This window comes from Paraburkholderia lebeckiae (assembly GCF_050436225.1).
Lineage (GTDB): Bacteria > Pseudomonadota > Gammaproteobacteria > Burkholderiales > Burkholderiaceae > Paraburkholderia > Paraburkholderia tuberum.
The window spans coordinates 2,129,951-2,142,526 of record NZ_JBNDLU010000002.1; the positions used below are offsets into that span (position 1 = coordinate 2,129,951).

Here is a 12,576-nt window from a genome sequence, read left to right on the forward strand (position 1 = left end):
GGTCTTCTAGAGGAGTTCGTCCAGCCCGTCACTTGATCGCACCGACCATCCTTTCTTATCCTGAAAAAAACGGTCGTTTCAAAAATCGATTTGAATCGCGTGTTTGCGAGCCGGCAGCCCCGGCAACTGGAGACGGCAACATGGCAGTTCGCACAACCGGCCGGCATGCCCGCGATACGCAGTCACGCATTCTGGACGCCGCGGAGACGCTGTTCATCGAATCCGGCTATGAGGCGATGTCGCTGCGCCAGATCACTTCGCGCGCCGAAGTCAATCTCGCGGCGGTCAACTATCACTTCGGCAGCAAGGAATCGCTGATTCACTCGATGCTGTCACGCCGGCTCGATCAGCTCAACCACGAGCGCCTGAAGTTGCTCGACCGTTTCGACGTCATGCTCGGCGCGCGCCTGACCTGCGAGCACGTGCTCGGCGCGATGTTCATTCCGGCGCTGCTTCTGTCGCGCGATCCGCGTGTCGGCGGCAAAGCGTTTCTGCGCCTGCTCGGGCGCGCCTACGCCGACCCGTCGTCGTTCGTCCGCGACTTTCTGAACGCGCATTACGAAGCGGTGGCGATGCGCTTCTTCGACGCGTTCCAGCGCGCGCTGCCGCATCTGCCGCGCGAGGAGCTCGGCTGGCGGTTGCATTTCGCGATCGGCGCGCTGTCGGGGGTGCTCGCCGGCACCGATACCGACAGCCTGAATGCCGAGTTCTCGCAAGGCAAGTCGATGAACGATCTGCAGCTCATCGCGCGCCTTGCGTCGCTGATGGTCTCCGCGCTGAAGGCGCCGCTGCCGGACGGCACGCAATTGGCCGTGTTCGCCGCCGTGCTCGGCGATGCGACCGAAGGCGGCGTGGACGGCACGTTCGCCAGTGCGCAAGAACATACCAGCGGCGAGGAGGCCGCGTGCGCAGTGGCACGCGACACGGTCGACAGTAAAAGCCGCGGCGGCACTATGGAAGCGGCGCCGGCAAGCTATCAGCATGGGCTGCACGGCACCGCCTGACGACTTCTCACGGCGTCATCGCGTCATCACTCGACGTAACCACCACACGTCGTACATGGAACCCGAACGAGCTCGCTTACCCGAGCAGCACATCTACGTTGCGCAGCTGCGCCGTGCCCGTCAGTCGAGTCGGTAAGACACGGTAACGCCCGACGCAAGTGCGCGACTCGCAGCTGGCCCGGCGATTGCGTCACCACAGAGGAGGAAACGTCATGCCGTGGTTCATCCTGGCGCTCGTCATCGCCGCATTCGCTCTCGTCTACGTTCAGGCCCGCGCCTCATGGTGGCTCGCGGCGCTGATCGTCTGGGTCGCCGCCGCGCTCGTGAGCGGCGCGGCCGGCCCGCTGCTGACGACACTGCTCGCGATCGTGTTCGTACTCCCCGCCCTCGTGCTGACGATCAAACCGCTGCGCCGCGCATGGCTCGCGAAACCGGTGCTCGACACGTTCCGCAAGATCCTGCCGCAGATGTCGCCGACCGAGCGCGACGCGATCGAGGCGGGCACGGTCTGGTGGGACGCCGAGCTATTCTCGGGCCGCCCCCACTGGGACACGCTGCTCGGCTATGGCCCGGCCATGCTCAGCGCCGAAGAACAGGCGTTCCTCGACGTCGAATGCGAGCAGCTGTGTGCGCTCGCGAACGACTGGGAAACCACGATGGTCTGGCAGGACCTGTCGCCGCCAACGTGGCAGTTCATCAAGCAGCACGGCTTTCTCGGCATGATTATTCCGAAGCAGTACGGCGGCAAACAGTTCTCCGCGTACGCGCATTCGCAGGTGATCATGAAGCTCGCGACGCGCTGCTCGGCCGCGGCCGTGTCGGTGATGGTGCCGAACTCGCTAGGCCCGGCCGAGTTGCTGATGCACTACGGCACCGACGCGCAGAAGAACTACTATCTGCCGCGTCTCGCGCGCGGCGAGGAACTGCCCTGCTTCGCGCTGACGAGCCCGTATGCCGGGTCCGACGCCGCCGCGATTCCCGATGTCGGCATCGCTTGCCAGGGCCTGCACGAGGGCCGCGAGACGCTCGGCTTTCGCGTCACGTGGGACAAGCGCTACATCACGCTCGGGCCGATCGCGACCGTACTCGGCCTCGCGTTCCGCGCGCTCGACCCCGACCATCTGCTCGGCACGAACGACGAACCCGGCATCACCTGCGCGCTGATTCCGACCGACCACCCTGGCGTCGACATCGGCCGCCGTCACTGGCCGTTGAACGCAGTGTTCCAGAACGGCCCGAACTCGGGCAAAGACGTGTTCATTCCGCTCGACTGGGTGATCGGCGGACGCGCCCAGGTCGGCAACGGCTGGCGCATGCTGATGGAGTGTCTGGCGGCGGGCCGCGCGATCTCGCTGCCGTCGTCGAACGTCGGGATGGCGAAGCTCGCGGTGCGCGGCACCGGCGCATATGCCGCGATTCGGCGCCAGTTCCGCACCGCCGTCGGCAAGTTCGAGGGCGTGCAGGAAGCGCTCGGCCGCATGGGCGGCAACCTGTACGTGATGGACGCCGCGCGCCGCCTGTCCGCGCAGGCGGTCGACCTCGGCGAAAAGCCGTCCGTCATTTCGGCGATCGCCAAATATCACATCACCGAGCGCGCTCGCATGGTCATCAACGACGGCATGGACGTCGTCGCCGGCAAGGGTATTTGCATGGGGCCGTCGAACTTTCTGGCGCGCGTGTATCAGCAACTGCCGATCTCGATCACCGTCGAAGGTGCGAACATTCTGACGCGCTGTCTGATCATCTTTGGCCAGGGCGCGATTCGCTGCCATCCGTACGTGTTGAAGGAAATGACGGCGACGCGCGAGCCCGATCGCGCGAAAGCCTTGCGCGAGTTCGACGCGGCGTTCTTCGGCCACCTGAATTTCACGGTGTCGAACGTGGTGCGCAGCGCCGTGTATGGGCTGAGCGGCGGCGCGCTGATCGCGAAGCCGCGCCGCGCGTATGCGCCGCTCCATGCGTACTATCGCGCGGCGACGCGTCTGTCGACCGTGTTCGCGTTGCTCGCCGACGTGTCGATGTTCGTGCTCGGCGGCGATCTGAAGCGTCGCGAACGCATCTCGGGACGCCTCGGGGACGTAGTGTCGCAGCTGTTCCTGATCTCGGCGACGCTGAAGCGTTTCGAGGACGAAGGCCGACAGCACGACGACCTGCCGCTCGTGCGGTGGGGCGTCGAGGATGCGCTGTACAAGGCCCAGCGCGCGCTCGACGGCGTGCTCGCGAACTACCCGAACCGGGTCGCCGCGACGCTCGTGCGTGTGCTCGCATTCCCGTTCGGCCTGCCGCATCGCGAGCCGTCGGACCGGCTCGGCAGCGAGATCGCCGAACTGATGCAAACGCCCGGCCCGGCGCGCGAGCGGCTCGTCGCCGACTCGTACGTGCCGCACCCCGACGTCGATGCGCTCGGCTATGGCGAGCTCGCGTTCGCGCTCAATCCGCAGTTCACGCGGATCGAGCAGAAGCTGCGCGAGGCGGTGAAGCAGGGTCTGCTCGAACCGCTGCCGCAAAGCCTGCCGCAGTTCGCCGCATGGACCGATGCGGCGCAACGCCAGGGCCTCGTCGACGCGGACGAGCGGCGCGTGCTCGACGACTACGCGCGCTACGGCGCGCAGGTCGTCAAGGTCGACGATTTCCCCGCCGACTTCGACCTGCTCGCGAGCTTGCAACAGCGCAAGCAGGCGCTCGAAAAGGCGCTGGAGCTGGTGGCCTGATGCCCGCGCTCACACAGAAAAAACTACCGACCCGGCGCGGCAAACCGTACCCGAGTCACGCAACTCAAGGCACACTGACACACGTCCGGCGCCCCTGAAAATCACGGGGCTGCCTGCGGCGCGTCCAGCGGAGCAACCGATAACATGAACGACTCCTACCTGAAGTTCGTCAACTCGCCGTTCGGCGGCCGTCTCGCGCGCTCGCTCGGGCTGCCGAAGCCCGAGGTGCTGCGACGCTATCGCGCGGACCGGCCCGAGTTCGACGGACTGATCGCGATCGGCGCGGGCCGCGAGCCGCGCCTGTTCGACGCGCTCGCGAATCTAATCGCCACCATCGGCATGACGAGCGTCGCGCACGAAAGCGCCGGGCTCTGGGTGCCGCTCGCCCATCGCCACGGCCTGATGACCGGCCGCTTCGAGCCGGCCGAAGCCGGTGCGCCGGGCAAGCTTGCCGCGTTGATGTTCGACGCGAGCGGTATCGACGACAGCAGCCTGCTCGAACCGCTGCACGGCTTTTTCCACGACACGCTGCGCTCGCTCGGCAAGTGTGGGCGCATCGTCGTGCTGGGCCGGCCGCCTGAGGCCTGCGCGAGCCCGCGTCAGTGGACTGCCCAGCGCGCGCTCGAAGGGCTCGTGCGCTCGCTCGGTAAGGAAGCGCGGCGCGGCATCACCGCGAATCTCGTGTACGTGGAGGAAGGCGCTGAAAACGCCATCGAGGCGACGCTGCGCTTTTTCCTGTCGCCGCGCTCGGCCTATGTGTCCGGTCAGGTGGTGCGGATTGCGCCACATGGCGCGCTGCCGCACGACGCGCCCGCGTTCGACTGGCGCCAGCCGCTTGCCGGCCAGCGCGCGCTGGTCACGGGCGCGGCCCGCGGCATCGGCGCGGCGATCGCGAGCGTGCTCGCGGCCGAGGGCGCGCATGTGATCGGCCTCGACATTCCGTCCGCGCGCGACGCGCTCGATGCGACGATGCGGCGGCTGAACGGCAGCCCGCTCGCGTTCGACATCGCCGCGCCCGAAGCGCCCGCGCAGATCGCCGCCGCGCTCGACGAGCTCGGCGTCGACATCATCGTGCACAACGCCGGCATCACGAAGGACAAGACCATCGCGAAGATGACCGACGCCGTCTGGCAAAGCGTGATCGACATCAACCTGAGCGCGCAGGAACGCATCGACGACGCGCTGCTCGCCGCCGGCATCTTGCGCGATGGCGGGCGCATCGTCGCGGTGTCGTCGATCGGCGGCATCGCGGGCAATCGCGGCCAGACCAACTACGCGACGTCTAAGGCTGGCGTGATCGGCCGGGTGCAGAGCATGGCGCCGCCACTGCGCGCGCGCGGCATCACGATCAACGCGGTCGCGCCCGGCTTCATCGAAACGCAGATGACCGCGAAGATTCCGCTCGCGATCCGCGAGGCTGGCCGCCGCATGAACTCGATGAGCCAGGGCGGCCAGCCCGTCGACGTCGCGCAGACCATCGCATGGCTCGCTCATCCGGGCTCGGCCGGCGTGACGGGCCAGGTCGTGCGCGTGTGCGGTCAAAGCGTGATTGGCGCCTGAACGGGAGCATGGGTATGGACGAACCGCGTGATCCCTTCGGCAGCCGTCAGCTTGCGCCCGCGCCGGGCGGCGACGGCGCGCGGCCGAAAACCGTCGTCATCGAAACGCTGCCCGCGCCGGCAAAGCTGTACGGACGCGCGCTGACGGGCATCGTCAAGCGCGGCCGCGACACGCGGCTGCCGCCGTTGCGGCTCGTGCGCCCCGCCGTCGTGCTCGAGCCCGGCCCCGTGTGGCGCTATGCGCGCGTGTGCGGCTTCATTCCCGAGCACGGCGTGCCGCTGACCTACCCGCATCTGCTCGCGTTTCCGCTGCATCTGCTGATGCTGACCGACCCCGCGTTTCCGTGGCCCGCGCTCGGTCTCGTGCATCTGGCCAATCATGTGCGGCTGCGCCGCCCGCTCGCCTACAAGGACCTGCTGCGCATCGAGGTCGAATTCGGCGCGCTGCTGCGTCACGACAGAGGTCAGGCGTTCGTCGTGCATACGCGCATCTATCGGCGCGGCGAGGCGGTGTGGGACGGCGACAGCATCTATCTGAAGCGCGCGGTGCCGGCGCTCGGCCATCCGCTCGAAGCGTTGACGCTCGGCCCCGATGCGCTGCAACGGATCGCGCGCTGGCAACTCGCGCCGCAATTGGGCCGCGACTACGCGAGCGTGTCCGGCGACTACAACCCGATCCACATCAGCGCGCTGTCGGCAAAGGCGTTCGGTTTTCCGCGCGCGATCGCGCATGGCATGTGGACGCTCGCGCGCGCGGCGTCGTCGCTGCAGCCGCCGAAGCCGCTCGCCGAAGCGACACTCAGCGCCGAGTTCAGGGTGCCGATGCTGCTGCCGGGCGAAGCGTCGCTGTGGAGCGCATCGCCTTCGCTGATCGAGCGCGATCTCGAGGTGCGCGATATCGCCGGGGAAAAGCCGCATTTGCGCGCGCGCATGCAGTGGCGGCTGCTGTGAACCGCGAGCGCGCCGTTCGCATCGACCAGTAATCTGGGAACGACACAAAGGAGCCGAGCATGTCCCACCCGCAACCTGCCGTGCGCCGCGTCGCCGTCATCGGGGGCAACCGGATTCCGTTTGCCCGCTCGAACACCGCGTACGCGAGCGCATCGAATCAGGACATGCTGACCTTCACGCTGCAAGGGCTGATCGATCAATATGACCTGCACGGCGTGCGTCTCGGCGAAGTCGCGGCGGGCGCCGTCATCAAGCATTCGCGCGACTTTAACCTGACGCGCGAGTCCGTGCTGTCCACCACGCTCGCGAAGGAAACGCCCGCCTATGACGTGCAGCAGGCCTGCGGCACCGGCCTCGAAGCCGCGATTCTCGTCGCCAACAAGATCGCGCTTGGGCAGATCGACGCGGGCATCGCGGGCGGCGTCGATACCACGTCCGACGCCCCGATCGGCGTCAACGAGCGCATGCGCGAGATCCTGCTCGAAGCGAATCGCGGCAAGACTACCGGTCAGCGTATCGCCGCGCTCAGCAGGCTGCGGCCCGGCATGTTCTTCAAGCCGCTGTTGCCGCGCAACGGCGAGCCCCGCACGGGGCTGTCGATGGGCGAGCATTGCGAGCTGATGGCCAAGCGCTGGAACATCTCGCGCGAGGCGCAGGACGTGCTCGCGTGCGAGAGCCATCGCAAGCTCGCCGATGCGTACGCGCGCGGCTTCGTCAACGATCTGATGACGCCGTACAAAGGCCTCGCGCGCGACAACAACCTGCGCGCCGACCTGTCGCTCGAAAAGCTTTCGAACCTGAAGCCCGTGTTCGACCGCGACGCGGGCACGCTGACCGCCGGCAACTCGACGCCGCTGACCGATGGCGCATCCGCGGTACTGCTCGCGAGCGAAGCGTGGGCGGCCGAGCGCGGCTTGCCCGTGCTCGCGTATCTGAGCTGGTCGGAAACCGCGGCGGTCGACTTTTTCGACAAGCAGGAAGGCCTTCTGATGGCGCCCGCCTACGCGGTGCCGCGCATGCTCGCGCGCGCCGGTCTCACGTTGCAGGACTTCGATTTCTACGAAATCCACGAAGCGTTCGCGGCCCAGGTGTTGTGCACGCTCGCGGCATGGCAGGATGACGAATATTGCCGCACGCAGCTTGACCTCGCCGGCGCGCTCGGTGCGATCGACCGCACCAGGCTCAACGTGAACGGCGGTTCGCTCGCGACCGGCCATCCGTTTGCGGCGACGGGCGGGCGTATCGTCGCCGCGCTCGCGAAGATGCTGGCGCAACTCGACAAACCGGCCGGCAGCGCACGCGGGCTGATCTCGATCTGCGCGGCGGGCGGCCAGGGGGTCGTCGCGATTCTGGAACGCTAGCGCGGCAGCGCATACCAATATTTTCAGGAGGCAACCGATGACCGAGCCCACCCAAGCCCCGCTGCACGTGCCGGACGCAGGCGGCACGCCTCGTCAAAACCCGGTGCCCCACCCCGCTCCGAACACCGACGGCATCTGGTACGCGTCCTATCCGGACGACGTGCCGCGCGACATCGACGTCACGCAATACGAGTCGATCGACCAGTTCTTCGACGAATGCACCGCGCGGTTCCGCGAGCGCGTCGCGTACGTCAGCGTCGGCGCGAACCTGACGTACGGCGAGCTGGGCCGCAAGGCGAGTGCGTTCGCGGCGTACCTGCAAAGCATCGGCGTGGAGCCGGGCGAGCGCGTCGCGATCATGCTGCCGAACACCTTCCAGTATCCGGTCGCGCTGTTCGGCACGATCAAGGCGGGTGCCGTGGTCGTCAACGTGAATCCGCTCTACACGGTGCGCGAACTCGCGCACCAGCTAAAGGACAGCGGCGCGCAGACGATCGTCGTGTTCGAGAACTTCGCGAAGACGCTCGAAGATGCGTTGCCGGGCACCAAGGTGCGCAACGTGATCGTGACCGGGCTCGGCGATCTGCTCGCCGACGGCGCGAACCTGAAGGGACACCTGCTCAATTTCATGCTGCGTCACGTGAAAAAGATGGTGCCCGCCTACAAGCTGCCGCAGTCGGTGCCGCTCCTGAAAGCGCTTTCGGCCGGTTATGCGCGGCCGCACACACCGGTGCGCGCGACCCACGAAGACATCGCGTTCCTGCAATACACGGGCGGCACGACCGGCGTCGCGAAAGGCGCGATGCTCACGCACCGGAACATCCTCGCCAATCTGTTGCAGGCGAAGGCGTGGGCCGCGGGGCAGCTGTCCGGCGAGGGCGAAACGGTGCTCACGCCGCTGCCGCTTTATCACATCTACTCGCTGACCGTGAATGCGCTGATCTTCATGGGGCTCGGCGGGCGCAACATCCTGATCGCGAATCCGCGCGACATGAAGCGCGTGATGATGATCATCCGTCACGAAAAATTCACCGGCATGACCGCGGTCAACACGCTCTATAACGCGTTCCTCGACAACGAGGAATTCTGTCGGCGCGACTTCTCGGACCTGAAGCTCGCGATGGCGGGCGGCATGGCGACGCAGAAAGCCGTCGCCGAGCGCTTCAAGGCGGTGACGGGCAAGCCGATCGTCGAGGGCTACGGACTCACCGAGTGCTCGCCGATCGTCTCGATGAATCCGGTCGATCTGACCAATCTGCGCGACTTCGAGGGCTCGATCGGCTTGCCCGCGCCGTCCACGCAGGTGCGCTTCAGGAAAGACGACGGCGGCTGGGCCAATATCGGCGAGGCGGGCGAGCTGTGCGTGAAGGGCCCGCAGGTCATGAAGGGCTACTGGAACCGCCCCGACGAAACCGCGAAGGTGATCGACGACGACGGCTGGCTCGCGACCGGCGACATCGGCGTGATGGACTCGCGCGGCTTTATCCGTCTGATCGATCGCAAGAAGGACATGATCCTCGTGTCGGGCTTCAACGTGTATCCGAACGAAATCGAGGACGTGATCGCCGCGCATCCGGAAGTGCGCGAAGTCGCCGCGATCGGCGTGCCCGACCCCGAGCAGGGCGAGCGCGTGAAGGTGTTCATCGTGCGGCGCACGCCGGCACTGACCGCCGAGCAGGTGATTGCGTACTGCCGCAAGAATCTGACTGGCTACAAGGTGCCGAAGCTCGTCGAATTCCGCGACGAGCTGCCGCAAACCAACGTCGGCAAAATTCTGCGCCGTGCGTTGCGCGACGAGGAACTCGCGAAACAGAAGTCTGCCTGACGGGAATAAGCGTTGCTTCAAAGCGTTATTGCTTTGTTGCTTCGCGTTATTGCCTTGCATGTTGCATGAGCGGCCGCGTCACTTTCTGGAGAAATTCATGAAGCACCGCATGTCCGCCCATTCGCATCGGCTGCGACATCGCTTGCCGGGTGCGCTGCTCGTCGCGGTCGGCCTGCTGTCGGTGCCGACGGCCTTCGCGCAGAACGACGACCGCCCGCCCCCGCTCAACACCGCGAGCGCCGTCAAGCCGCCCACCACGCCGGCCGCGCAGGTCGGCAAGCTGACGCTCGACCAGCAGGTCAAATGGCTGCGCGCCGCGCAGCAAAGCGGCACGCTCGAAAAGCTCGACGACGCGCAACTGGTCGCGCTGTTCCAGTCGCTCGATCCGCTCGCGCTGCCGCGCTATATCAAGGAAGGGCCGAACGACTACCCGTCGTACGAGTTTACGATGTCGCGCTCCGAACGCATTCGCGGCATCTGGCCCGACAAGCCCGATCACATGCTGGTGCGCGTCGCGCACGACCCGCTGCGCATCTACGCGAAGTGGCTGCCCGACGGCGCGCATGCGGGCCAGGAAATCATCTACGACGAATCGAAACGTAGCGACGAAACCTACGGCCACCTCGGCGGCATCATGAACGTGATGCCGTTGTGGACGTCGCTGACCGGCACGCTCGCACGCTCGCAATCGAATCACAGCGTGCGCGATCTCGGCACCGAGTACGTTGCCGATCAATACCTGAGCGAAGGAAAAAAGTACACCGAGGCCGGCTTGCCGCGTTCGGTGCAGATCGCAGTGAAGACGATCGACGGTGTGCGCGTCGTCGCGTTCACGTTCGAAACACCGGTCGGTCAGCCACAGTTCTACGCGAAAAGGGAAACGCTCGGGCTCGATCTGCGTCATCCGTTCTTTCGCAGCGTCCAGTCTTACGACAACGACGGCAAGATTTTCGAGCAGATCGTATTCGAGAGCATCACGCCGAAGACATTCGACGATTCGACCTTCGATCCGAAGAACAAGGACTACAAGTTTTAGCCGCGCGCGCTGCGCGGCGTCAGTGCGAAGGCCACGTGGGCGGGTTGCGCATTCTGCCCCTCGCGCGCTTCGTGACGATGCTCGACGAAGCGTCCCGTGCGAAGCGCGAGGTGTTGCAGGACGAAGTAATCGGACGCGCGCGTGAAGCCGATCAGCGCGGGCATCGCGTGCGGGGTCCGCCCATCGTCGAGCAGTGGCGCAAGTGTGGTGAACCAGAGCGCGCCCGCATCGTCGCCGGTTTCGAAGGTCGGTAAGCGAAGATGCGCTGCATAGCGTGCGAACGACGCGCCGCATTCGAGCGTCGAGTCGACGATCGCGAACGCGCGCGCATCGTCCGCGCACGCGGCGGCTTGCGCGAGCCACGGCCATGCGCTGCCCGCGGCCGTCGCGAGGCATGCACCGGTGAGCATGAAAGTGCGTCGATCCATTGGCGTGTACGTTCCGTTCTGTTTGCGCTTCGGTCTGCCGTGCGTGTCCGCACGTGTCGTTCACGTGTACCCCCGCCGGTCGCGCCATGCCGCCGGCCAGATGCCCTGCTTGCCCGGCGCGAGAATGCCGTTCGGATCGAGCGCATCCTTCAGCGTTTCGGCAAAGCGCAGCGACGCACCGTCGTTGAAGCTGTATTGCGCGGCCGCGAAATCCATGTACGCGAGATGCGCGCGATATTCGCCGTAGCCGGCCGCGCGCGCGTCGCTCATCAGCGAGCGCAGCAGCGCGCCGGCCTGCTCCACCTGGTTCGCGTCGTCGCGATCGAAAATCGCCGCGAAAATATGATGCAGATGCCGCGCGCCCGCGGTGAAGCCACCGTAGTAGTCGAAGCCGTATTCGGCGGCACGCGCTTTCACCATCGTGTACTGGCGCATCGCGTCGCGCCCGGTCGCCGGACAGATCGGCGCGAAGTCGACGTGCGCGCCCGCGCCGCCGCGCCAGTCGAGCATGCGAAACGCGGTCATCGCGGGAATGCCGGCCATGTTGCGATCGCCGCCGCCCGTCGGCAGAGCATCGCCCGCATAGCGCGCCGCCGTGAACCGCGCCTCTCGCACCCGCGCGAACGCGCGCTCGATCAGCGCGTAGCGCGCGTCGATCAACTCGGGCGTGCCGTACAGCGCGAAATGCAGGTTCCAGCGCCCGACGCCGAGTTTGTCGAGCATCGCCTGCACCGCGCTCCCGGGCATCGCGCCCGCGCCGTCATACCACTGCCGGCGTGGCGACAGGCTCGCCGCGCGCCGCAATCCGCCCTCGATCACCGCGTGATTGCGGATCGTGCCGTCGAGCCGCAACGGCCGCAGAATCTCGACGATCTCCTCCAGATCGGCCTCGCGACGAAACTGGATTTCGCCGAGCAGATACGCGGGCGGCGCGGGCATCAGCCACACGCCGAGCTTCGTCACGATGCCGTAGTTCGACTGCATGAACATCGCATCGAACGAGGGCCCGTAGCCCGGCTGATACAGCTGCCACGCAGTGCCGATCTCGACGCCGCCCATGCCGGTGCGCAGCACGTCGCCGTTGGCGAGCACGACCTCCATCCCGCATTGGGCCGCCGCGTGATCGCCGTAGTCGGTATAGCCGAAGCCGCGCTCCAGCGTGTTGCCGACCACGCTGCCCCAGCCGGCAGCCGGTGGATCGACCCACAGCTTGTAGCCCTTGTCGCGCAGATGCGCGTACAGATCGAAATAGCTGACGCCCGGTTCGACCAGCGCGTAGGCGAGCGTTTCGTTGACTTCGAGGATGCGGTTCATGCGCTGCAAGTCGAGCACGACCGAGCCGCTGAGACGCGGCGCCGCGCCGCCGTACGCGAAGTTGCGCCCGGTCGACACGGTCCACAGCGGAATCCGGTACTGATTGGCGATGCGCAGCACCGCGCGGATTTCATCGACCGACGCGGGCAGCAGCGCGGCGCTCGCGACAAACGCCCCCGGCTCGCCAGGAGCGAACGGATCGCCATAGGCGGCGAGGCCGGCGTCGGACCGCAGCACATGCGCTTCACCGACGATCGCGCGCCAGCCGGCGAGCGCGCGGTCGAACTGCGCGGGGGACAGGTTGGGCGGCAGCGTCTGGGGCAAGGCGTCTCCTTGTCGGTCGGGTAACCCGCAGGTGCAGTCGCGCGGGCAGCTATGCGTGCGTCG

9 protein-coding genes are annotated in these 12,576 nt (G+C 66.7%); 7 read left to right on the forward strand and 2 right to left on the reverse strand.

The window, feature by feature from the left end:
* Positions 1-140 precede the first annotated feature (140 nt).
* From OKW45_RS24465 to OKW45_RS24495, 7 genes are all read left to right on the forward strand, one after another.
* Positions 141-1,004: a TetR/AcrR family transcriptional regulator gene (locus tag OKW45_RS24465; RefSeq protein ID WP_429471642.1), complete on the forward strand. Its 864-nt coding sequence runs from the start codon at positions 141-143 to the stop codon at positions 1,002-1,004.
* Positions 1,005-1,216: 212 nt separating this feature from the next.
* Positions 1,217-3,715, forward strand: a complete 2,499-nt coding sequence (locus OKW45_RS24470) for an acyl-CoA dehydrogenase (protein ID WP_429471644.1) — start codon at positions 1,217-1,219, stop codon at positions 3,713-3,715.
* Positions 3,716-3,859: 144 nt separating this feature from the next.
* On the forward strand, positions 3,860-5,275 hold the full coding sequence (locus OKW45_RS24475) for a 3-oxoacyl-ACP reductase (protein WP_429471646.1): 1,416 nt from the start codon (positions 3,860-3,862) through the stop codon (positions 5,273-5,275).
* A gap of 14 nt (positions 5,276-5,289) precedes the next feature.
* The gene (locus tag OKW45_RS24480; RefSeq protein ID WP_429471648.1) at positions 5,290-6,225 is read left to right on the forward strand and encodes a MaoC/PaaZ C-terminal domain-containing protein; all 936 of its coding nucleotides are present in this window, start codon (positions 5,290-5,292) and stop codon (positions 6,223-6,225) included.
* A 59-nt stretch (positions 6,226-6,284) separates the two neighbouring features.
* Positions 6,285-7,586, forward strand: coding sequence for an acetyl-CoA C-acetyltransferase (locus OKW45_RS24485; RefSeq protein WP_429471650.1), 1,302 nt, complete (start codon positions 6,285-6,287; stop codon positions 7,584-7,586).
* Positions 7,587-7,623: 37 nt separating this feature from the next.
* A complete protein-coding gene (locus tag OKW45_RS24490; protein ID WP_018418335.1) occupies positions 7,624-9,411 on the forward strand; it encodes an AMP-binding protein in 1,788 nt (595 codons plus the stop codon).
* 97 nt (positions 9,412-9,508) lie between these two features.
* Positions 9,509-10,447, forward strand: coding sequence for a DUF1571 domain-containing protein (locus tag OKW45_RS24495; protein WP_429471652.1), 939 nt, complete (start codon positions 9,509-9,511; stop codon positions 10,445-10,447).
* Here the strand turns inward: OKW45_RS24495 and OKW45_RS24500 are convergent.
* Both OKW45_RS24500 and OKW45_RS24505 read right to left on the reverse strand, forming a co-directional pair.
* Positions 10,444-10,875, reverse strand: coding sequence for a hypothetical protein (locus OKW45_RS24500; protein ID WP_429471654.1), 432 nt, complete (start codon positions 10,873-10,875; stop codon positions 10,444-10,446). The genes OKW45_RS24495 and OKW45_RS24500 overlap by 4 nt on opposite strands.
* A gap of 60 nt (positions 10,876-10,935) precedes the next feature.
* Positions 10,936-12,513 carry an FAD-binding oxidoreductase gene (locus OKW45_RS24505; protein WP_429471656.1) on the reverse strand — a complete coding sequence of 526 codons (1,578 nt, stop codon included), beginning with the start codon at positions 12,511-12,513 and terminating at the stop codon, positions 10,936-10,938.
* Positions 12,514-12,576 lie beyond the last annotated feature (63 nt).